Origin of the sequence: Pseudoalteromonas sp. TAE56, assembly GCF_000497955.1 — a bacterium.
In the GTDB taxonomy this organism is placed as follows: domain Bacteria; phylum Pseudomonadota; class Gammaproteobacteria; order Enterobacterales; family Alteromonadaceae; genus Pseudoalteromonas.
Map to the genome: position 1 here is coordinate 1 of NZ_AUTN01000133.1, position 22766 is coordinate 22766.

Genomic DNA, 22766 nt, shown 5'->3' on the forward strand with positions numbered 1-22766 from the left:
CCCGCCCCTACTACACACAATCCTTTGCTTGCATCTATGTTTTCTAAATACTTACTCATGCAAGCGCTGGGTTTACAGGCATTTACCGCAGTGGTAAATAAATCAATTAAAAACGATTTTTTAGAATCCATTAGTCACAGCTCACGAAAAAATTGAAGGAATAGCTAAACAAATTAATATCATCACAATAAACATGCTAAGTAGCATAACGATATCTTTGCCAGTTAAAATTGAGTTTGATATTGTCTCGGCATTTTGTACTTTTGTGACTTCGTTTACTTCTCGTGGGATTAAACGACTCGTGACATAAATAATCACAGCGGCGCTGACAAAGCCTATAAAGTTCCACCAAAACCAGAAAATATCAGATGCAAATACCGACACCAACAAGTTAATTAATACACCACTAATTAAGCCAATATTGGCATGTAGTGCAGCACTGCGTTTACTTAGCACAGCAATTAAAAATACGGCGAGTATTGGGCCATAAAATAACGAGCCGACTTTGTTAATAGCTTCAATAATAGTTGGGGCTATGTCACCGGCAAAAAGTGATAACACTAAGGTAATTGCGCCCCATGCTAAGCCTAAGTATTTAGCCAGTTTTAAATACGTTGTTTGGTCTAACTCTTTATTAGAAATACGGCTGTAGTCTTCAATACTTACGGCCGAAAGTGAATTAATTGCAGAGCTAAGTGATGACATCGCTGCCGACAAAATAGCGACAACTAACAAACCAATTAAGCCGTGCGGCAAGTAATCTAAAATAAATATAGGCATCATCCAATCAGGGTTATCTGCTGGAATTTTTGCTAAAAATTCAGGGTTACTCATTGCCAGTGTGCCAACAATTAAACCCGACACGCAATATAAAATAGTAATAGGAAAACGCACTACGCCGTTGGCTAAAATCATGTAGCGTAGATTTTTAGGATTCTTTGCACTGAGCGCACGTTGCGCTTGAGTTTGGTCACACCCGTAGTAAGAGGCGTAAAGTACCACACCACCAAAAATCATCGGTAAAAAGCCAAAGCCATCACCGCTAAAACCAAATGAATCAAACTTAATCGCTTCTAATCGGCTCGAATCAACATTAGCAATAAAGGTATCAACGCCACCTAAGTGATAAAGCCCAAATCCGATACAAGCAATAGTACCTAGTACAATGATGATCATTTGAATCGCATCACCGTATACTACCGCTTTCATCCCACCTTGTAGTGAATATAAAACGGTTATAACACCCGTTAGCACAATGGCCTGCCATGCTTCTATTCCCATGGTGCCTTGTAGAATAAGCGATACCGCGTAAATCATAATGCCGGTCGCAAACGCACGGCTAAATTGAAACACCACACTAATAAGTACACGAGTTGAGCGCCCAAAGCGCATTTCTAAATAATCGTAAATACTGACAATGCCGCTTTTATAAAGCTTGGGTAAAATAGTCGCTAAAATTAAAATCATCGCCAGCGGAACACCCAGCTCATACGAGAGCCATTGCATACCACCACCTTCACGTAAACCAACAAATGCAGGAGCCGAAATAAAGCTAATAGCCGAAAGTTGAGTGGCCATTACCGACAAAGCTAAAGGCTTCCAACCTAAGCTTTTACCCCCTAAAAAGTAATCATTTTTATTGGTTTGTTCGCGTAGCATAAATCCCATTACCAATAAGGCACCAAGATAAAGAGCAACTATTGAAAAATCTAATATATTCATAATTAATTCGCGTATTCACAATATGAAAACACTGCGCCTTTTCAAAATTAAAATACTAAACGGCTACCTGCCCTTACCTTTTTAATAAACAAGCCTAGTCAAAAAGGTAAACCTGTAACTAACTTAGCTGAAAAATGCATCACAATGCAAAAAGCCTATTAACCCAAAAGTGAGTTAATAGGCATAAAGCATTTATTTAAAAGTCGTATTTAACTCTTAAAGTAACGCGTCGTGGGAGAATCGGGCGACCTACAAAGTATGGATTATCTGCCGTTTGGCTATTACCTAAACGTGGCGAACCTTCAGTAACACCGTCAGAATCAAACAGGTTAAATACCCCAACGCTTAAGCGTACTGTTTGCTCTGGTGCAACTTGCCAGTTATAACCTGCATCAAATCTAAATAAGTGGAATGAATCGAGCTCTACAGAGTTTGCATCGTTAGCAAAGTTTTTACCTGTAAAGTTATGATAGATAGAAGCATCCCAGTCATCTGTGGTATAGCTTATAGATGTATTGAATAGTATTTTTGGTTTACGACGTAACTCGTTACCAATAATAGAGGGGTCTGAATCAAATTCTGTAAATTCGTGATCGGTATAGGTCATGTTGGCATCAACAGCCCACTCATCGGTAATATCGTAACGACCTGTAAGCTCAACACCCGTTGCTTTAGTTGACTGCATTACTGGCAGCTCTAGTACGCCACCGTTACCATCGTTTACAAAGTCTACGCTGCGTCTATCTTTTAAGTCTGTTCTAAATAAAGCAACACTACCGCTAAAGTCGTTATCAAAAAACTTAACGCCTAATTCGCCCTGCTCTACAATTTCAGCCTCGTAACTAGCTGGTTGGCCTAAATCATTAAACTGAATCCCCCTAATTTCAGGGAAGAAAAACCCGCGAGATGCATTAGCATATACATTTAAATTATCTGTTAAGCGATATAACGCCGCCCCTGATACAGCAAATTCAGACGTGTCGACTTCGCCGTAAGTCATTACACCACTGCCCGTAGTGTTTACTTGTAAGTTAGATGCAAGTGATGGGTCGTTATTTATTTGTACAACTTGGCTGCCTTCGCGGCTAATTTTGCCTTCAATTTCTTCGTAGCGAACACCAAAGTCAAAAATCCAATCGTCACTTTCCATTTGATCCGCTACGTACAATGCTCGGCGGGTAGCGCTAATGGTTTGGTTAGTATAAGAAATACCAGGGCCACTAATACCATTTTGTGTGTACTGAACCTCGTCGCCATTAACATCGGTATACGTTAAGTCGATTAAGCGAGGGTTGTTATTAAACTCACCTAAGTAAGTTGTAATAACGTTGTCATCGTCGGCTTCACTGTGAGAGAAAAATGTACCGACTGTAATATCATGGCTAAAATCACCTACAAAAATACTTTTGATGATATTAAATTCTGCAGAAAAGTCTTCAGCCGGGCGGTCGCGGTCTAAAATTCGGTTAGCAAATAGTAAGTCATCACTTGCAAGTGCTACACCTGAATTAACATAAGAAAACTCAGCACCGCTTGCATCACCTAGCCCCCGGTTAGCTAAAAAATCGTCTTGGCTTTCAGGTACATTAATAATACCGTCGCCGTCTAAAAATAGATTAAATTCGTGTTGGTACTTAGCGTATTTACTGCGCATATTAATGGCAAAATCGTTAGCGAGTTCTTTTTCAAACACCACTGAAATAGAGCCACCTTTAGTAACGACACCATCGCTGATTGGCGATTCGTAACGACCATTTGCTGTATCGTATGTTAAGTTAGATACTTGCGCCGTTTGCAGTGACTCAACTTCACGACCATCGTTACCAATTAAGCGCTCGCGGCTGTCGCCATCAAGTGGAATAGGTAAGTAAAACTGCGCTTGGTCGTCAATGTACTGTCCGTAAACAGTAAATGAGCCAGAGCCATCATCAAATTCTTTACGAATATTACCACGCAACTGTGTACCTTTAGTCTCAAGGCCTGTATCTAAAGGACCCTCGTCGTAGCGGTAAAAACCAGAAAGCGCGTAATATAAGCCATCTTCGTTAAGTGGACCGCTCGTTGCAAAATCTAAGCGAGTACGTCCTTGGTCAGAAAGCTCCATTTGTACGGTACTTTGCGGATCGTCACTGCCCGTTTTAGAAATATAGCTAATAATGCCGGCCACAGAACCTTGACCAAATAAATTAGATACCCCACCACGCACAAACTCTACGCGCTCAATACCCAAATCATTACGGTAATACACATCAAACGCTGATGAGTTCAAACCAAAAACACTCAAACTAGGTGAACCATCATAAGACAGCGGCGTAAACTGAAACTGACCCGATGAAGGTAGTCCTCTAACTTGTAGGTTAGTAGCGACTTCACCGCCACCGCCCTCTACTTTAATACCCGGAATATAGCGAAGCACATCCGCTTGGCTACTTGAAGACAGCTTTACCAGCTCGTCTTCGCTAATAGATGTTACTGATTGAGGAGTGTCTGAAATAACACGCCCTTTACTGGTACCAGAGACGATAATACGCTCAACGTTGTTAGCTTTTTTTGCTGTATCTGGTACAGCTTCTTCTGCTGCATAAGCGCCCTGTGCAAGGCATAAAGATACAATAGAGGCGATCGTTGTTTTATTCACGGGTATTCTCCAATTGTGCTAGTTGTCTGTGTGTATTTACTTAGAGTGTGGCTAAGCAAAGCCGAAATAATCAAGTAAACATGTTAGTTTTTTGTTACTTCGAACAGGATTTAAGCACAGAAAAAAAACATTTACAACCCACAATGAGTGCTTTAATATTATCCAAATCAGAAATAACACACAAAGAGCACCCAATATGACTACTATAAACAGCGGTAAAATTGACTCAGCAACGGCTTCATCGCTTGCAGACCTTGCTACTAAAACACTTATAGCAAACGACTTAGGTGGCTATACAGTACCAACACATGGCCTATACCCGTTTCAGTGGAACTGGGATTCAGCCATTACAGCGCTAGGCTGGATGAAATCAGACGAAAGCCGCGCATGGCAAGAAATTGATGTGTTATTTTCAGGCCAATGGGATGATGGCATGGTGCCGCACATCTTGTTTCATAAAGATTCTGATACTTATTTTCCTGGTCCTGACGTATGGGGATCAGATAAAAAAATTAAAAGTACCTCTATTTCACAGCCGCCAGTAGTTGCTACTGTAATGAAGGAAATGCTTGCCAGCGCGAAAGATAAAACACTTTCAGAACAAAAGGTTAAAGTATTATTTTCACAAGTAGTTGATTATCATTTATGGTGGTACAACGACCGAGATCCTGAAAAAACAGGTTTAGTAGTGACCTACCACCCGTGGGAGTCGGGCATGGATAACAGCCCATCATGGGATGACGCTCTTCATGCTGTGCCGTGTGTGGATTGGGAATATACGCGCCGTGATACAAGTCATGTAGATTCTTCTCAGCGTCCACATAAAAGTGAATACGATCGCTTTTTATACCTTGTAGACTTTTTTAAACGTAGCAACTTTGACAGTAAAGTAATTTACGAAACCAGCCCTTACAAAATGAATGACCTAGGTATTATTGCTATTTTACACCGTGCAACCAAAGATTTACTCAAAATGGGTGAACAACTTGGCTTAAACGATGCTCGTACTGATTACTTAGCACAGCGTTTACAAATAACAGAGCAAGCCATAAACACTTTATGGTGTGAACAAAGCCAGTACTTTTATTGCAGAGATGTACTAACTAACAGCTTAGCTAAAGTTAAAACATCAGCTGCGCTATTAACTGTATATGCAGGTTTAACAAGCGATGAGCAAACTAAAATAATTAATACAGCCACTGAAGATTTTATTGAGTCGAGTCAATTTAGTGTGGCATCTACTCACCCTAAAGAAGAAAAATACGAGCCACAACGCTACTGGCGTGGTCCTATTTGGCTACACATAAACTGGATGATAGCCACAGGCCTTAAAGAAGCAGGTTTTGTAACAACGGCTGAAAAAATTCAAGATGATACGCGCAACCTTGTTGTTAAGTCAGGCTACTACGAATACTTTAACCCAGAAACAGGCGCAGGCTGTGGTGGTAAAGATTTCTCGTGGACAGCGGCAATAGCACTGCATTGGCTACTTGACTAACAACTAAGGCAACATCATGAAACACACAATATGCTTTGGTGAAGTACTGGTTGATTTACTTTCAAATAAATTGAGCCAAAACAGCAACGAACACGAAGCGTTTACAAAGTTTGCAGGCGGTGCGCCTGCAAACGTAAGCGTTGCCATTGCAAAGCTAGGCGGTAATGCCTACTTTGCCGGAATGCTAAGCACTGATAGCTTTGGCGACTTTTTACATAACGCATTAAAAGAGCAAGGTGTAAAAACCGACTTTATGCGTTTTACCAACCAAGCAAAAACAGCTCTCGCGTTTGTATCACTTGATAACGACGGCGATCGCACATTTGAGTTTTACCGTGATAACACCGCCGATCTGCACTTTAGTAATAATGACTTTAGTCGCGAATGGTTTGAGCAATGCGATATTTTTCATATTTGCTCAAACACATTAACCGACAAAAACATCAGAAACACCACCGCTTACGGTGTTAAATTTGCAAAACAAAATAACTCAATTGTGAGCTTTGATATTAACTTGCGCCTTAATTTATGGCCAAGTGATGCCAACCCTCGCGAGCATATTTTACCGTTATTAAAAGACTGCTCAATTATTAAAGCCTCAAAAGAAGAGCTTGAATACTTAGCGGGTGAGCAATCGAGCGATGAGTTTATTGCCCAAACACTGAGTAACGGTTGTGAGCTATTTGTAGTTACCGATGCAGGCAACCCTATGCATTGGTATACAAAAAATGCCAAGCAAACGCTTCACCCTAAGAAGGTTACTATGGTTGATGCCACCGCTGCAGGAGATGCGTTTGTAGGTGGACTGCTGTATCAACTAGGCTTACAAAACCTGACACCCAACTCTTTTAGCGATCTTTGCAACACGCCCGAAACACTAAATACTATTTTTGAATTTGCTTCATTATGTGGTGCTCATGCCGCATCTTATAAAGGAGCGTTTACCTCCTTACCTAACGAAAAATCGCTTAACGATTTTAGGAGCGCACTATGAAAAGTACACCTAGTAACTTTAAAAGCCGTGAATTTTTAACGCAGCACATTAGCGACACGCTAGCGTTTTATGAGCCAAATATTGACGACGAACACGGCGGTTTTTACCAAAACTTTTCTGATAATGGTGAGGTATTTGATAAACACACTCGCCACTTAGTAAGCTCTACTCGTTTTGTATTTAACTATGCACGCGCGTATCAAACCTTTAATGACGAAAAGTACCTAAACCGTGTTAAATCAGGGATTGAGTTTATTCGTAAGCATCACCTTGTTGAGCAAACAGGCGGCTACAACTGGTTATTAAAAGTTGAAAACGGCCAAGCAACCGTGCTTGATAACACCAATCATTGCTATGGCTTTGCATTTGTTATTTTAGCGTACAGCTGGGCATATCGCGCAGGTGTTACTGAAGCGCGCGAATACCTAAATGATACATTTCAAACAATGGAAACACATTTTTGGGATGCAAAAGCCGGATTATATAAAGATCAGCACAACAGCGACTTCACAAAGTGCGATTCATACCGCGGCCAAAATGCCAATATGCATACGTGTGAAGCACTTATTGCCGCCTATGAAGCCACAAATGATGAAATATTTTTAAACCGTGCGCTCACACTTGCCGACAATATGGTTAACCGCCAAGCTAGTTTAATGGGCGGATTAATCTGGGAGCATTACGATATAAATTGGCAGGTCGATTTAGAGTACAACAAAGACGATCCTAAAAATTTATTTCGTCCGTGGGGCTTTCAGCCTGGCCATCAAACAGAGTGGTCAAAACTACTAATGTTTTTAAATAAGCATAAACCACAAAAATGGCTTATTGAGCGCGCTCAAGCATTATTTGATAACTCAATAGATGTAGCGTGGGATAAGCAGCACGGCGGTATTTGCTACGGTTTTGCCCCAGATAAAACAATTTGCGATGACGATAAATACTTTTGGGTTCAAGCTGAAACTCTGTGCTGTGCAGCGTATCTTTATCAAGCAACAGGGGATGAAAAATATCAGCAATGGTATGACAAAATTTGGCAGTATTCGTGGCAGCATTTAGTTGATCATCAATACGGTGCGTGGTTTAGAATTTTAACCGCTGACAATAAAAAAATAGACACGATGAAAAGCCCAATAGGTAAAACTGATTACCATACAATGGGTGCCTGTTTTGATGTGCTCGAACTATTAAAGTAACTATGTAGTCATAACTTTTACAATGTTGTGTAGACCTTTTAACCGCCAGTTTGGCGGTTTTTTTTGCGCTGGATTTAATTCACCTCAAAAAGGGTTATCAACTTAACAAAATAATATTTTTTTACAGCCATTTTTTTAAACCTAATCTTTTGAATACCACACCAATAATAGAAAATTTTGCACGCCAGCAGCGTATAGTAATATTAAAGATATAAAAATAAGAGAACAGGTAATGCCCAACGAGAAAGATCCCCACGCCATATGCACAAGCGAACAAGTTGCTTGGCCACGTATTGCCGCAATTGCTGCAATGCTAAGCTTTTCATTACCCACATTTATAACCGGCTTAGAAATTCATCAAAGTTCAAGTGTGAGCAATACACTTTGGGCGTTAGTCATTGGCTCTATCATTTTAACCGTAATCGGCGGTGCCATGGGCACCATAGGTGTAAAAAGCCGCTTAAGCTCTTATCTGTTAGTAAAAATAGCGTTTGGCAATGCTGGTGCTGGCATTGTAAATATAGCTTTTGCTTTGTCATTAATTGGCTGGTTTGGAGTAAATATTGACTTGTTTTCGAATGCAGTAGTACGCCTACTAAGCGCTGAATTTAATATTATTATGCCTGAGTGGCCAATTGATATAGCTGCAGGCTGCGCCATGCTAATAACTACGTTATACGGATTTAAAGCTATTAATGTATTGGCTTCTATAATGATCCCCATTTTAGCTGTGGTGACCGCAATGATGCTATTTGGCGCATTAGATAATATGCCATTTGTTGATTTTATAAACTTAGAAAAGTCGGCTGACTTATCACTTGAAGATGGTGTAGCCGCTATTGTTGGTGGCGTTATTATCGGCGCAATTATCTTGCCCGATATAACTCGTTTTTCTAAACAAAAACGTGGCGGCGTATATACCTCTTTTATTGCTTATATGGTTATTGAACTGTTCGTTATTTTTGTAGCTGTATTTGCAGCAGCCGCCATGCAAGAAACCGAAATACTCAGTTTAATGCTTGCGCTCAACCTAGGGTTTTCGGCTTTTTTTATTGTGATTGCAGGAAGTTGGATTTTAAATTCACTAAACTTATACAGTACCGCACTCAGTGTAGAAGCAACTTTTCCGCATTGGCATAAAAAGTGGGTTATTGTTTTATTAGGGCTAGTAGGAATTGGCGCGGCATTTATAAATATTTTAGATATGTTTATTAGCTTTTTGGCTTTTTTGTCAGATATTTTTGTGCCCGTTGCAGGCGTAATTATTGTTGATGCATTATTTATAAAGCCTCATGCGTACCACGCAAATACGCTTACTAATAACGCGCGCTTTTCTGTACCTGCATTTACGGCTTGGTTTGTAGGTGCAGCATTTGCAGTGTGTAACGGGGCAATATTTAATGTGTCATTAAGTGGTATTACCGTTATTGATGCCATTATTTTAACCGCAATTATATATACTTTTTTTGTAAAATTGATTAAGCCAAAACCGGTTAACAAGCACTAAGCACTTATAACTAACCAAGGCGCTTAATCAGCGCCTTGTTCGTCTTCTTCTACTTTCATTTCGTCTCGCCATCTTAGCTTTTCAAGCGGGTAGCCTAAAAAGAACTTAGCTCGCTCAAGCACGATACGTGTAGTTAATTTTTTAATCGTATAATGACTACTACCTGTTAACTTATCGCACATTGCGTTAAGTGCCTGAATATCTGCAAAACAACAAAACGAGATATAATCAATATCACCACTTAACTGCATGCAATCCATTATTTCAGGGATATCGTGTATTTCAGCTAAAAACTTACGCCTAGCAGCTAAATTATTGTCCTCAAGAGTAAATTCCATATAAGCAAACACATGTTCACATATTTGTTCAAGGTTTATATCGGCATGAAATGTACGAAAATACCCAGCTTCTTTTAATGCTTTAACGCGTTGAAAGCAGGCACTAGGAGAAAGGTTTACTCGCTCCGCTAACTCTACATTGGTGAGATCGGCAGTAAGGTGCACTATCGCTAATATTTTTTGGTTATATCTGTCTATTTTTATTGTTTTTTTCATAACTGGTTTCACATTGAAAAATAATTAATTTTGTAAACCTATTGTCAAAATATACATAAAACTTAGCGTCTGTTAGGTATTTTCACAATATGTATATGCTCATTTAAGGTTTTACAAAATATTATTTTGTCTGAAAAAGCGACAATGTTTGTACTTTAAAAACATTACCTTAGTCGTGACATTAGGACATATAACATGAGCAGATACAATAGAACAAAATTCCACAAAACGCTTTTAGCATCGGCGGTGAGTTTATCGTGCTTCTCACACGTTAATGCACAAGAACAAAATAATACAGCCAACACTATCGAAAAAATTTCTGTTATTTCTCGAGGACGTGTTGAGTCAATTCAAAACGTGCCAGACTCTGTTACCGCCTTTAGCGCCGATACGATTGAAAAGTCTCGTATTACCAGCTTTCGTGATGTTGCTAATTTAACGCCTAATTTGTCGCAACTTGATAACTTTAGACCCGGCCTTGCGCGTATAACTATTCGTGGGTTAATTACACCGCAAGTGGGCGATCCGCCGCTTGCATTTGTTGTTGATGGTGTAACTGCCCCCGATTTAGAGTTTATTAACCAAGACTTGGTAGATATTGAACGCATTGAAGTTATGCGTGGCGCGCAAGGCGCACTGTACGGCCGTGGTGCCATTGGTGGTGCGGTTATTGTTACCACAAAAAAACCAATTGACGACTTCGAAGGTAAAGTTAAAGGATCAATTGGTAACGGCAATACCTATAACCTAAATGCGGTTGTATCAGGTTCACTAAACGATGAAAACACCGCTTATTTTAGAGCCGGTGGTTACATTAAAGATACCGATGGCCTCATTAAAAACACCTACACAGGCGATAAAGCCGATCCATTAAAAGAGCAATCAGTATTTTCTCAATTAGAATTTGAATTAACTGAAGACACATCAATAAACCTTAAAGGTAAATACACGTCGAGCGAAGCGGGTTTTGCTTACTATCAAGGCGTAAACGATGACACTATTGAAGACTTCTCAATTAATACCTCGCAAAATATTATTAACGAAGACGAGCGTGATGTGTATGAGCTAAGCGCTAAGCTTACCCAACATTACGATTTAGGTAAGTTTGAGTTTGTAACTGCCTACAGCAATTCAGAAAACGAGCACTTTTACGATGGCGACTACTCTGCCGATGCAACCTTTATTGACGAAGACGGTTTTTTTAGAGCACCGTTTGGTACTGAAGGATTATACGATGTTGAATCGTTAACTGTTGAGTCTCGATTTATATCCCAGTCAGATCAGGAGTTTAGATGGTCTGTGTCGGCATTTTATCAACAGCGCGACCGCGACACTGCGGTACTTTTTTACGATGACTTTACCGATGCACAAATACTTACCCGTAAAGACTTTGCAAACGATGAACCTTACTTATCTATTATCGATAATAACAGCAGTGATGCCTGGGCTCTTGCGGGGCAATTTAACTACGATATTACCTCGCAGTTAGAGCTAACTGGCGCACTACGTTACGATCACGATACGCGAGAATCGTTTGACCCAACTAATAAAACAGATACTTACGCTAAAAAGTCGTTTAGCCAACTACAGCCAAAAGTAACTTTAGGATACCAAGTTAATGATGACTTTTTGCTATACACAGGTTATTCGCACGGATTTAGAAGTGGCGGCTTTAATGAGCCAGCAGAAGGCATTAGCCGTACTTTTAATCAAGAAGTGTCTGATAGCTACGAAATGGGTTTTAAAACATCTTTGTTTGATAGCAAAGTAACCCTTAATGGAGCTGCGTTTATTATTGACCAAGACGATGCTCAGTTTACGCAATTTAATGTAGATACCTTCACCCTCGAAAACTTATCAATTGATGAAGTACAAACCAAAGGCTTAGAGCTAGAAGCCGCCTATGCAGCCACTAGCAATTTAAGCATAAATCTAAGCGCCGGTATTATTGATTCAGAAATAAAAAGCTTTGCACTGCGTCCCGAGCTTGCTGGCAGAACACAATTTTGGGTGCCTGACTACAACTACGGGCTTTCGGCAAATCATAACTTAGAGCTAAACGGGTCATGGTCACTGTTTTCGCGCGCTGAGTTATTAATTGAAGGCCCTAAAACATTCAGCATTGATATTCCAGATGTAGAGTCATCACGTTACACCTACCTCAATGCGGGTGTTGGCATTAAAGCTGAGCAGTGGACAGTGCAAGTTTACGTAGACAACCTCACTGATGAGCGTGCCATTGAAGATATTTTTTTATACGGCGACGGGATTACTGAACTTGCCCGCCAACCTAATAAACCACGTAGTTACGGCGTAGAGCTCAGCTACGACTTTTAATTTCAACTCTCAAATGGCTGCTTTAAATAATCTTAAGGCAGTCTCTAATTTTTTAGATAACCAATAGCGATACACACATGCAAATTCTTAATCGTGAACAACTAATTGATATTTTATACGGCTGCGCCATTTTAGGTACTGGCGGTGGCGGTGAGCTAAGTGAAGGCATAGATTACATTGACGAAGCCCTTGCACTAGGTAAAACGTTTAAACTTATTAGCGCAGATGAAGTACCCGCAGGCAAACTTGTATGCACACCTTATATTTTGGGGGCTATATCGCCACTAACAGATACTGAAGAGCACGCTTACGCTAACCTCACACGTACAGGTAAGCATTCTATTTTAGCAGCCTACGATCGCGCTCTTGAGTACATGGATAAAGAATCTATTTATGGAACTATTTGCTGCGAGCTAGGTGGTGCTAACACTGCGGTATCGTTTTATTTAGCCGCTATGTTTGACGGCTATATTATTGATGCAGACCCTGCTGGGCGAGCAGTTCCTGAAATTACCCATTCAACCTACTACTTAAATAACTTACCCGCGGCGCCAATTATTACCGCTAACGAATTTGGCGAGTGCTTTATTTGTGAAAACGTTATGGATGACTTACGTGCTGAAACCGTAGTGCGTGCGCTTGCCAAAATTAGCCGTAACGACATAGCAGCCATTGATCATATTCTCCCTATTGAACAAATGAAAGATGCGGTTATTCACGGCACGATAAGTAAAGCATTAAAGCTTGGAAGAGCAATGCGTGAAGCCAACAACTCAAATGAAAACACTATTAATGTAGTTGCCGAGCAAGGTAAAGGATTTGTCGCGTTTGAAGGCGTTGTTAGTGAGTTTGAATTTAAAACACTTGAAGGATTTACTATAGGCGAAGTTATGCTTGCTGGTACTGGCGAGTTTGCAGGTAACAGCTATAAAATTACAGTTAAAAACGAAAATATGGCAGCGTTTTTAAATGGAGAAGTCCACGTTACCATTCCTGATTTAATTTGTTGCTTAAACACACAAGCGGGTACACCAATCACTAACCCAAATTATGAAATAGGTATGCCTGTATCTGTTATTATTTTGCCAGCACCTGTTGAGTTTACAACGCCAAAAGGGCTTTCTATATTTGGCCCTAATTACGCAGGCGTTAAGAGTGATTATCGCCCTGCTATAAAGAGTTAACTATTCAGCTTTAACCTGAATTATTATAAAGCTTAGCGTGGTTAGCACTTAACCCGTTAAGCTTTCATATAAATAACTCACTTCCAATCTGTAATACACTTTCAATCAAAGTAAAAAACTATAATAAAAACCTAATATAAGTAATAATCACTAAATTCAGAGATTAAAGAGTCGCTCATTATGCTAAGTTTTTGGTACAAAGAGTTTCCACAGTACCCTAAAGATCACAAGGACTTTTGGCGCACTCGCTTAATAGCCTACTCCTTGCTAATAACTACATGTTACTTTTTAGTTTTAACCCTGCTCAATCTTTTTTATTTTGCAAGCTACGAAATAGCACTTATTGATGCTTTTGGCCTTTTTATATCGCTCGGTATTTGTATTTGGTTTAATAAAACAGCTAATGTAAATGTAGCCTCTTGGGCCGTTACATTGATGATTGTTAGTTTAATTTTAATGTTTGTGATTTCAGTTGGTGGCCATGCCCACTCTTTATTTTGGGCCACGCTTATTCCGCCATTCACATTTTTTTTAGTTGGCAGAAATTGGGGGAGTATATTTAGTGCTATCGCTTTTGCTATTTGTGCGTATCTTGTGTACTTACAACAACAGCAAACCGTAACAATTGGCTTAGGCTCTTTATTTAATCTTATTGAAGTAGGTCTTGCTCATATTTTGATTTTTAGATTTTACGAAAAAACACGGTTTTCGGCATACACCCGACTATCTATCCGTAACCTAGAAATTCAACACTTAGCAGAAACCGATAAGTTAACTGGGCTTTATAACAGGCAAAAATTTGATTTTGAATTATCACAGTTAATTGCTAAAAACGACGTCTTTAAAACCCCGCATTGCTTACTTATTTGCGATATAGACCACTTTAAAAATATAAACGATACCTACGGGCATTTAGTTGGCGATAACGTACTCACTGAATTTGCAAAAATATTAAAAAAACGAATGCGAAATGACGCACTTATTGCGCGATGGGGTGGAGAAGAGTTCACTATTATTTTGTCGAACACCTCTTTAAATGATGGTGCGAAACAAGCTGATGACCTGAGAAAATATATTGCCGAAAATACAATTACAAATATAGCATTTACTATAAGCATTGGCTTAGCAACGATACAAAAGGACGATACAGTGCTAAAACTATTAGAGCGGGCTGATACAGCGCTATATAGGGCTAAAAATAATGGACGAAATAACGTATGTGTTAGCGATAAGGATTCAACCGTTATCGCTCAATCAACTTACTTAAATGGGTCTATAGCCTAAACTTAGGCGTACTGCCCACAAGCGAATCCACAGCTCCAAGCATACTGGAAGTTGTAGCCACCAAGCCAGCCCGTTACATCGGTTACTTCACCTATAAAATATAAGCCTTTAGCTTTTTTAGCTTCAAAGGTTTTAGAGCTCAACTCGTCGGTATCTACACCGCCCAATGTTACTTCTGCTGTTCTATAGCCCTCTGTGCCATTGGGTTTAATTTGCCAAGCGTGAATGTAATTTACCAGCTCATCTATTTGAGCATGGGTAAGCTGATTAATATTACAATCTGGAATCGCTTTGCTTTCGTGCAGTATTTCTATAAAGCGTTTAGGTAAAATAGTTGCAAGGCTATTTTTTAACGACTTTTGGGCTTGCGTTTCTCGCCAATCAGCAAGTTGCTGCCTTAAATCTATTTCAGGTAATAGGTTTATAGTGACAGCCTGCCCCGCTCGCCAAAATGAGCTTATTTGTAATATTGCAGGGCCCGATAACCCTCGGTGAGTAAAGAGGATATTTTCTTTAAATACGGTGCCGTCTTCGCTTGAAACTTCACATGGGATACTAACTCCCGAGAGCCCTTCAAAACGCTCTTTATCGTGCTGATGCAAAGTAAATGGTACAAGTGCTGCCATGGTTGGCAATACATTTAACCCAAACTGCTCTGCAACCTTATAGCCAATTGGTGTTGCACCCAGTTTAGGCATAGTTAAGCCACCCGATGCAATAACTAACGACTCACAGGTTAATGTTTCTTGCTCTGTGATGACGCTATAGCCAGTTTCGCTTTTTGATACGCTGATCACTTCATTGCGTAGCTTTATATTTACTCCGGCCCACTCACATTCGGTCAGTAAAATATCAACAATGTCTTGTGCATTGTTATCGCAAAAAAGCTGGCCTAGTGTTTTATGGTGATACGCCAAGCCATGCCTGTCCACCAGCTCAATAAAGTCATGCTGTGTATAACGACTTAAGCATGATTTAACAAAATGAGAGTTTGTGCATAAGTAGCTATCCGGGGTTGCATTTTCATTTGTAAAATTGCAACGCCCACCACCACTTATTAAAATTTTACGACCTGGTTTTTTCCCCATATCAAGTACTGTAACGCTTCGGCCACGGTATCCAGCTTGCGCTGCACACATTAATCCTGCTGCTCCCGCACCTATTACAATTACATCTACTTGGGTCATTTATTTATCTCATTAAAAAATTTGCTCGATTATAGCAAAATTTAATAGCTAACAGCGCAGCATTTTAATTATTAGTAATAACACAACAAAAACGCATCAGTAATAAGTGGGGAATAATTACCTTCACAATAAAACAACCCTTTATACTTATTTTTAATTTATATGACAAATACTAAACAACGAGTAAACCGCTAAAAAGCTGGGTTATAACTAAATGAAAGAGGTACATAATAAATTGATATTTTAACCTAGTTAACAGATCGTTTACTTTTGTTCCCGCATCGTGATCTTATATCACGAAATAATAAATAAAAATCTAGGGATAATTATGACAACTAGTAAAACTTTTAAAAGATGCGCAATTGCAATTACAGTTAGTACACTTTTTGCAGCAACATCTGGCATGGCTCAATCGGTTTCAAGTTCAATGGCTGAAACATCAGCTAAGCTACAAAGCCAAGGCGGCTTTGAAACTCAGTTTATTATTAAATATAAAAATAATAACGAAATGGCGAGCCTCTCAACTGCTGACGCAAGCCCATCTAGCATGAAAAAGCGCGCACAGAGCTTTGTTAAAAACTTCGCTTCTAAAAAAGGCAAAGTAAAAGCAAAATATATTCGTGCAATGGCACTTAATAACCACCACGTAATGCGTGCTGATAAAAAATTAAGTACAGCAGAAGCGCAAGAGTTTATGCAAGAAATGGTTGATTCTGGCAATGTTGAATACATTGAAGTGGATCAAATGTTAAAGCCGTTTTCAACTCCTAACGACCCTCGCTTTGATGACCAATGGCATTACTACGAGCAAGCCGGTGGTTTAAATTTACCGACCGCTTGGGATACCGCAACGGGTAGCGGTGTAGTTGTAGCTGTACTAGATACGGGTTACCGCCCACATGCCGATTTAAATGCTAACATTTTACCGGGTTACGATATGATCTCTAACCTATCGGTAGCAAACGATGGCGGTGGTCGCGATAGCGATGCACGTGATCCGGGTGATGCTGTTGCAGCAAACGAGTGTGGTACTAACGGTGCACAAAATTCTAGCTGGCATGGTACACATGTAGCCGGCACTGTTGCTGCGGTAACCAATAACGGNCAGGCGTAGCTTATAATGCAAAAGTAGTGCCTGTTCGTGTGCTTGGTAAGTGTGGTGGTTTAACATCAGACATTGCTGATGGCATTATTTGGGCTTCTGGTGGAAGTGTTTCAGGCATTCCGGCAAACTCAAACCCTGCAGATGTAATTAATATGAGTTTAGGTGGCAGCGGTTCATGTAGCTCTACAACTCAAAATGCAATTAATACCGCGCGTAGTAACGGCACTGTAGTAGTTATTGCTGCAGGTAACGATAACGATAACTCGGCAAACTACAACCCAGGTAACTGTAATGGTGTAGTAAACGTAGCATCAGTAGGCCGTAATGGCGGCCGAGCTTATTACTCAAACTACGGTAGCAATATTGATGTTGCAGCACCGGGCGGCGCGCAAAGCTTTGCAAACGACTCAGAAGGTGTTTTATCAACTTACAATTCAGGTTCGTCTACACCTTCAAGCGACAGTTACGGTTATTCGCAAGGTACATCAATGGCTGCGCCTCACGTAGCAGGTGTTGCGGCACTTATTAAGCAAGCAAAGCCAGATGCAACGCCTGATGAAATAGAAAGTATTTTAAAGTCGACAACCCGTTCGTTCCCTGCGACATGTACTAGCTGTGGTACGGGTATTGTTGATGCAGCCGCNACCCCGCCTACAGGTGGCGATAGCGAGCTTATTAATGGTGAAGCTAAAACAGGTTTAAGTGGGGCTGCGAACGCACAAGCATTTTACACGATGACAGTGCCAAGCGGTGCTACTAACGTAACATTCACTATGAGTAGTGGTACTGGTGATGCTGATTTATACGTACGTGCGGGCAGCAAACCTACAACAACTACCTATGACTGTCGCCCTTATAAAGGCGGTAATAGCGAAGAGTGTTCTATTGATAACCCTACAGCAGGAACTTACCACGTAATGCTTAACGGCTACTCTGCGTATTCAGCTGTGAGCTTGGTGGGTAATATTACTGGTGGTTCATCATCTGGTGGCGGTTCAGGTACTCCACAAGCTGGTGGCGGTACTATAAGTGATGTTAGTGCAACCGCAGGTAACTGGAAACATTACACATTAGATGTGCCAGCAGGTATGAGTACGTTTACAGTAACAACGTCGGGTGGAAGTGGCGATGCAGACTTATTTGTAAAATATGGCAGCCAACCAACAACCACTACGTACGATTGTCGCCCTTATAAAAATGGCAACGCCGAAACATGTACATTTACCAATCCACAAGCAGGAACTTGGCACTTAAGCGTGAACGCTTATAGCACTTTCTCTGGTTTAACACTTAGCGGGCAGTACCAACCGTAATTTAAAGTTTAAACCGTAAATAAAAAAACCGATGTTGTTTCCAACATCGGTTTTTAAATAGTAAGTAGCTGATTAATTAAAGCTAAAACCTACACTTTATTACTGTTATAGCTTCTCTAGTACTGATTCTGCACGGCTTACAACAAACTCTTTGTCTTGCTCTACAAATAAACCAGTTACGACTGCATTTTCAACAATCATAGCGTAACGCGTTGAGCGTATACCACCAAAACTAGCAGTATCTTTATCAAGCCCTAACGATTTAGTGAAACTTCCATCGCCATCCCCAAGCATTGTAATTTCTTGCGCGTTTTGTGAGTCACCCCATGCTTTCATAACAAATGCATCATTAACTGATACACAGTAAATAGCATCAACACCTTTTGCTTTAATTTTATCAGCAAGGGTAATAAATTCAGGTAAATGGGCATTTGAACACGTTGGTGTAAACGCACCAGGTACTGCAAATAACACGACTTTTTTACCTTCAAACAATTCTTTATTTGTAAGAGATTGCATACCGTCGTCAGTTAATTGCGTTAACGTCACTGCTGGTAATTCTTGGCCTTGCTCAATCATGGTGATTCCTTGAAAAGATTAATACAGAATAAGTAACAATCGTACTACGTAGCCTACTACTAGGTATAAAAAGTACGGCTAACTTAGTAGCTCAAAATAGCCTACCATAGAACGAAGAATACGCGCTGTATTAAGGTAAATTCAAATCATTTATAAAACTTGAAAAATCATTACCTAGCTTTTCATCTCGCAGACTGTACTCAACAATTGCTTTTAAGTAGCCTAACTTATCTCCACAATCGTGAGAGCGACCACTCATATGAAATGCTTCAACGGTTTCTTGTGCCATTAATGCGTCAATAGAATCTGTAAGTTGTATTTCACCGCCAGCACCTACAGACGTTTTTGCAAGTAGAGGCCAAATATTCTTACTCAGTACATATCGCCCTACAACAGCTAGATTAGAAGGCGCTAAATCTGCATCAGGTTTTTCAACCATTGCTTTAATTGCAGCACTTTTACCTGGCATTAACTCAACACCGTTTATATCAGCAATACCATATTTACTAACGTCTTCTTTAGCTACCGGCTCAAGCATTATTTGGCTTGCTTGAGTTTCTTTAAAGCGTTTAATCATGGCCGCTAAGTTTTCAGTTTCTTGATCCGCAGTATAGGCATCAAGTATCACATCAGGCAGGAGCACAACAAAGTTGTTATCACCAACTATTGGTTTAGCGCATAAAATAGCATGCCCTAGCCCTTTAGCTTCACCTTGGCGTACACTCATAATAGTTACATCAGGCGGACAAATAGAGCGAATTTCATCTAATAAAGCTCGTTTAACACGTTTTTCAAGAGTCGCTTCTAGTTCATAACTTGTATCAAAGTGGTTTTCGATTGCATTTTTAGAGCTATGCGTAACTAATACAATATCTTTAATACCAGCGGACACACATTCGCTGACAATATATTGAATTAGAGGCTTATCGACTATTGGGAGCATTTCTTTTGGGATAGCTTTTGTCATAGGGAGCATTCTCGTCCCTAAGCCAGCTACTGGAATTACAGCTTTCATATCTGTCCTTAGTGATTAAGTTTGTAAATAATATCAATTCACTTAATTAAGTGATCTATTTTTAGGATGGAAAAACGTCTTGATAGCTAGGCAAAAAATTCGCTACTTAGTTGTTCTAAATGAGAATTTTTTAACACCGGTAGCGACACATTTAGCCCCGCAAAATAATTAAGTATTATTGCGTATTGGTACAAACTAGCAGATACAAAATAGATACCAGCTGAATAAAGTTACCTCTTTTGAAGAAGTAAATTTGAAGCTGTTTATTAAACAGAGACTCTACATTTTTGGTTATTTAAAATGAGCAGGTAAGTTATGAAGTTTATTAATGATTTTGTTGTGGGGTGAGATTACATTAGCTAAACGAAAAAAGCCTGGGTTTGCTATAAATAACAAACCCAGACCAATAAATTTCTAACTAAAGGTCGCGTTACAAAACCTTTTTATAATTAAAGACCTGCACGCTCTTTAATTACTGCAATAAGCGGTGAGCTGGCAAAATTCCCTTCAGCCCAAGCAATATCAGCACCATCTGTTAACGCACTTTTTGATAAGTTTTTAACTATATACTCACCAGTATCTACTGCATTACTAGCAACAGCATGACGTAATAAGTTATTACCATTACATTGTACTGCATCATAAATATTACGAATTTTTACACGAGAGCTTTTAAGCTTGCTGCGTAATCGGTTTTTATCGTCTGCCGCAATATATTCACAAATAGATACTGCTAATTGATCTTCAGCATTTACAGGTGCTGTATACGAAAACGAACTAACAGCTACAACGGCAGTAAGTGCAACTAGCTTTGGTAATTTAAACATGACAAACCCTTTATAATACTTTGTTCTTATATAGACTATCGAATATTATATCAATCTATCAAAATTTACGCAATAATGTTAACGTTCTTTATATAAAGTTACGAATTTATAACTAGATAAATTCTTGTCATCCGGATGGTTTTCTTGCTCTTCTTTCACGTACCAATTAGCAACTTTATTGTAATCTGGAAACTGTGTATCGCCTTTTACATCTAAATCAATAAAAGTTAGATACAGGCGTTCTGCTTTTGGTAAAAATTGCTCATAGATATTACCACCACCAATAATCATTACTTCTTCAGCAGTAGTAACGAGTTCTAATGCGGCATCTGGCGTAGTTACTACTTCAATACCCTGTGCAGTATATTCGCTGTTTCGAGTAATAATAATATTACGGCGCCCAGGTAATGGACGGCCTATAGACTCAAAAGTTTTACGACCCATGATCACAGGCTTACCCGTAGTGACCTTTTTAAAATGCTGAAGATCTGCAGGTAAATGCCATGGCATTTTATTATCTAGACCAATTACACGGTTATTTGCCATTGCTGCAATCATTGAAATTATCATAATAAACACCTAGTACTTTATTCTTAAACAAAGAAAAAGGAGCATAAGCTCCTTTTTAGTAAATTCTATTTAATTAACGCTCGTAGACAACTTCTACGTCGTAATCATCTTCATCCCAGTCATCCCAATCATCATCATTGCCCTTACCTTTAGTGGCTTTTTCATGATAGGTATCCCACTTAAACTCAACTTCTTCATCTTCCACTTGTACAAACTTCTCTTTAGGCATGCTATCAAGTAGTGTCATTATGTTGTGGATTAATGGTTGAGTGTTAAGTTTATTAATTGCTGAAATGTGATAGATATTTTCAGTTTCGCCCAGCTCTTCTGCAATCGATTCGCATAACGCTTTTGCTTCATCCTCTGGTAATAAATCTATTTTATTAAATACTAACCAGCGTGGCTTCTCAGCTAATTTAGGGCTGTATTGGTGCAGCTCGTTAATAATCGAAAACGCATTATCAACAGGGTTTGAACCATCTACCGGCATTACATCAATGATGTGTAATAACACACGACAACGCTCTAAATGTTTCAAAAAGCGAATACCTAGGCCTGCGCCATCAGATGCACCTTCAATTAGACCCGGAATATCGGCTATAACAAATGATTTATTTGCTTCAGGACGTACCACACCTAAATTAGGAATAAGCGTCGTGAATGGGTAATCAGCTACTTTTGGTCTTGCTGCAGATACACTGCGGATAAACGTAGATTTACCGGCATTTGGCAATCCAAGTAAGCCAACATCAGCTAATAATAGTAACTCTAATTTTAAGTTACGGACTTCACCTGGTGTGCCTAATGTTTTTTGACGAGGTGCTCGGTTAGTACTTGATTTAAAACGCGCATTCCCCAAGCCGTGGAAACCACCTTTTGCAACCAAAATTCGTTGACCATGTTGCGTTAAATCGCCAAGTCCCTCTTGGGTATCAACATCCATGATGCGCGTGCCCACAGGCACCATAACAAATAAGTCATCAGCTTTTCGGCCTGTACAGTTACGGCTACGACCGTTAGTACCACGTTCAGCTCTATGGAAGCGCTCAAACTGATAATCAATTAAGGTATTTAAGTTTTCATCAGCTTGTAGATAAACACTACCACCGTCTCCACCGTCACCGCCGTCTGGTCCACCATCTGGAACATATTTTTCACGACGGAAAGACACGATGCCGCTGCCACCGTCTCCAGCTTCTGCGCGAATTTCTACTTCATCTACAAACTTCATGATTACTCACTTTAGGGATTGGCTT

At 39.8% G+C, this 22766-nt stretch carries 16 protein-coding genes and 1 pseudogene; 8 read left to right on the top strand and 9 right to left on the bottom strand.

Going from position 1 to position 22766, the window contains the following annotated elements:
- Positions 1 to 141 precede the first annotated feature (141 nt).
- Positions 142 to 1722: a sodium:solute symporter gene (locus L656_RS0115440; RefSeq protein WP_024599873.1), complete on the bottom strand. Its 1581-nt coding sequence runs from the start codon at positions 1720 to 1722 to the stop codon at positions 142 to 144.
- Positions 1723 to 1918: 196 nt separating this feature from the next.
- Positions 1919 to 4360 carry a TonB-dependent receptor gene (locus L656_RS0115445; protein WP_024599874.1) on the bottom strand — a complete coding sequence of 814 codons (2442 nt, stop codon included), beginning with the start codon at positions 4358 to 4360 and terminating at the stop codon, positions 1919 to 1921.
- Between the two features lie 196 nt (positions 4361 to 4556).
- On the opposite strand from L656_RS0115445, the gene L656_RS0115450 reads away from it, so the two are divergent.
- From L656_RS0115450 to L656_RS0115465, 4 genes are all read left to right on the top strand, one after another.
- Complete coding sequence (locus tag L656_RS0115450) at positions 4557 to 5858, top strand: MGH1-like glycoside hydrolase domain-containing protein (protein ID WP_024599875.1); 1302 nt, start codon at positions 4557 to 4559, stop codon at positions 5856 to 5858.
- 16 nt (positions 5859 to 5874) lie between these two features.
- Entirely contained in the window at positions 5875 to 6852 is a 978-nt protein-coding gene (locus tag L656_RS0115455) for a carbohydrate kinase family protein (RefSeq protein WP_024599876.1), read from the top strand.
- Positions 6849 to 8048 carry an AGE family epimerase/isomerase gene (locus tag L656_RS0115460; RefSeq protein ID WP_024599877.1) on the top strand — a complete coding sequence of 400 codons (1200 nt, stop codon included), beginning with the start codon at positions 6849 to 6851 and terminating at the stop codon, positions 8046 to 8048. The genes L656_RS0115455 and L656_RS0115460 overlap by 4 nt, the downstream gene beginning before the upstream one ends.
- 232 nt (positions 8049 to 8280) lie before the next feature.
- A complete protein-coding gene (locus L656_RS0115465; protein ID WP_024599878.1) occupies positions 8281 to 9555 on the top strand; it encodes a purine-cytosine permease family protein in 1275 nt (424 codons plus the stop codon).
- A gap of 23 nt (positions 9556 to 9578) precedes the next feature.
- On the opposite strand, the gene L656_RS0115470 is transcribed toward L656_RS0115465, so the two are convergent.
- The gene (locus L656_RS0115470; protein ID WP_024599879.1) at positions 9579 to 10109 is read right to left on the bottom strand and encodes an Lrp/AsnC family transcriptional regulator; all 531 of its coding nucleotides are present in this window, start codon (positions 10107 to 10109) and stop codon (positions 9579 to 9581) included.
- A gap of 195 nt (positions 10110 to 10304) precedes the next feature.
- Between L656_RS0115470 and L656_RS0115475 the strand changes: the two genes are divergently transcribed.
- From L656_RS0115475 to L656_RS0115485, 3 genes are all read left to right on the top strand, one after another.
- Complete coding sequence (locus L656_RS0115475) at positions 10305 to 12446, top strand: TonB-dependent receptor (protein WP_024599880.1); 2142 nt, start codon at positions 10305 to 10307, stop codon at positions 12444 to 12446.
- A 77-nt stretch (positions 12447 to 12523) separates the two neighbouring features.
- Positions 12524 to 13630, top strand: coding sequence for a DUF917 domain-containing protein (locus tag L656_RS0115480; RefSeq protein WP_024599881.1), 1107 nt, complete (start codon positions 12524 to 12526; stop codon positions 13628 to 13630).
- Positions 13631 to 13810: 180 nt separating this feature from the next.
- Positions 13811 to 14914 carry a GGDEF domain-containing protein gene (locus tag L656_RS0115485; protein WP_024599882.1) on the top strand — a complete coding sequence of 368 codons (1104 nt, stop codon included), beginning with the start codon at positions 13811 to 13813 and terminating at the stop codon, positions 14912 to 14914.
- A 2-nt stretch (positions 14915 to 14916) separates the two neighbouring features.
- Here L656_RS0115485 and L656_RS0115490 read toward each other — a convergent pair whose 3' ends face one another.
- Entirely contained in the window at positions 14917 to 16101 is a 1185-nt protein-coding gene (locus tag L656_RS0115490; protein ID WP_024599883.1) for an NAD(P)/FAD-dependent oxidoreductase, read from the bottom strand.
- A gap of 328 nt (positions 16102 to 16429) precedes the next feature.
- Here L656_RS0115490 and L656_RS01000000122350 point away from each other — a divergent pair.
- Positions 16430 to 18519: pseudogene (locus L656_RS01000000122350) on the top strand (S8 family peptidase).
- Between the two features lie 105 nt (positions 18520 to 18624).
- Here L656_RS01000000122350 and L656_RS0115500 read toward each other — a convergent pair.
- The 5 genes from L656_RS0115500 to cgtA form a co-directional block, all read right to left on the bottom strand.
- Positions 18625 to 19098, bottom strand: coding sequence for a peroxiredoxin (locus L656_RS0115500; RefSeq protein ID WP_024599884.1), 474 nt, complete (start codon positions 19096 to 19098; stop codon positions 18625 to 18627).
- Between the two features lie 130 nt (positions 19099 to 19228).
- Positions 19229 to 20113 carry a UTP--glucose-1-phosphate uridylyltransferase GalU gene (gene galU / locus L656_RS0115505; protein WP_024599885.1) on the bottom strand — a complete coding sequence of 295 codons (885 nt, stop codon included), beginning with the start codon at positions 20111 to 20113 and terminating at the stop codon, positions 19229 to 19231.
- A gap of 449 nt (positions 20114 to 20562) precedes the next feature.
- Positions 20563 to 20940, bottom strand: coding sequence for a DUF3718 domain-containing protein (locus L656_RS0115510; RefSeq protein ID WP_024594810.1), 378 nt, complete (start codon positions 20938 to 20940; stop codon positions 20563 to 20565).
- 78 nt (positions 20941 to 21018) lie between these two features.
- Complete coding sequence (gene folA, locus L656_RS0115515) at positions 21019 to 21510, bottom strand: type 3 dihydrofolate reductase (RefSeq protein ID WP_002957745.1); 492 nt, start codon at positions 21508 to 21510, stop codon at positions 21019 to 21021.
- 73 nt (positions 21511 to 21583) lie between these two features.
- The gene (gene cgtA / locus L656_RS0115520) at positions 21584 to 22741 is read right to left on the bottom strand and encodes an Obg family GTPase CgtA (RefSeq protein WP_002957746.1); all 1158 of its coding nucleotides are present in this window, start codon (positions 22739 to 22741) and stop codon (positions 21584 to 21586) included.
- Between the last annotated feature and the right edge of the window lie 25 nt (positions 22742 to 22766).

Excerpts from the sequence above, each read along its gene's own strand:
- L656_RS0115440 (WP_024599873.1), bottom strand. The coding sequence starts at position 1,722 with ATGAATATATTAGATTTTTCAATAGTTGCTCTTTATCTTGGTGCCTTA.
- L656_RS0115450 (WP_024599875.1), top strand. The coding sequence starts at position 4,557 with ATGACTACTATAAACAGCGGTAAAATTGACTCAGCAACGGCTTCATCG.
- L656_RS0115455 (WP_024599876.1), top strand. The coding sequence starts at position 5,875 with ATGAAACACACAATATGCTTTGGTGAAGTACTGGTTGATTTACTTTCA.
- L656_RS0115460 (WP_024599877.1), top strand. The coding sequence starts at position 6,849 with ATGAAAAGTACACCTAGTAACTTTAAAAGCCGTGAATTTTTAACGCAG.
- L656_RS0115465 (WP_024599878.1), top strand. The coding sequence starts at position 8,281 with ATGCCCAACGAGAAAGATCCCCACGCCATATGCACAAGCGAACAAGTT.
- L656_RS0115470 (WP_024599879.1), bottom strand. The coding sequence starts at position 10,109 with ATGAAAAAAACAATAAAAATAGACAGATATAACCAAAAAATATTAGCG.
- L656_RS0115475 (WP_024599880.1), top strand. The coding sequence starts at position 10,305 with ATGAGCAGATACAATAGAACAAAATTCCACAAAACGCTTTTAGCATCG.
- L656_RS0115480 (WP_024599881.1), top strand. The coding sequence starts at position 12,524 with ATGCAAATTCTTAATCGTGAACAACTAATTGATATTTTATACGGCTGC.
- L656_RS0115485 (WP_024599882.1), top strand. The coding sequence starts at position 13,811 with ATGCTAAGTTTTTGGTACAAAGAGTTTCCACAGTACCCTAAAGATCAC.
- L656_RS0115490 (WP_024599883.1), bottom strand. The coding sequence starts at position 16,101 with ATGACCCAAGTAGATGTAATTGTAATAGGTGCGGGAGCAGCAGGATTA.
- L656_RS0115500 (WP_024599884.1), bottom strand. The coding sequence starts at position 19,098 with ATGATTGAGCAAGGCCAAGAATTACCAGCAGTGACGTTAACGCAATTA.
- galU (WP_024599885.1), bottom strand. The coding sequence starts at position 20,113 with ATGAAAGCTGTAATTCCAGTAGCTGGCTTAGGGACGAGAATGCTCCCT.
- L656_RS0115510 (WP_024594810.1), bottom strand. The coding sequence starts at position 20,940 with ATGTTTAAATTACCAAAGCTAGTTGCACTTACTGCCGTTGTAGCTGTT.
- folA (WP_002957745.1), bottom strand. The coding sequence starts at position 21,510 with ATGATAATTTCAATGATTGCAGCAATGGCAAATAACCGTGTAATTGGT.
- cgtA (WP_002957746.1), bottom strand. The coding sequence starts at position 22,741 with ATGAAGTTTGTAGATGAAGTAGAAATTCGCGCAGAAGCTGGAGACGGT.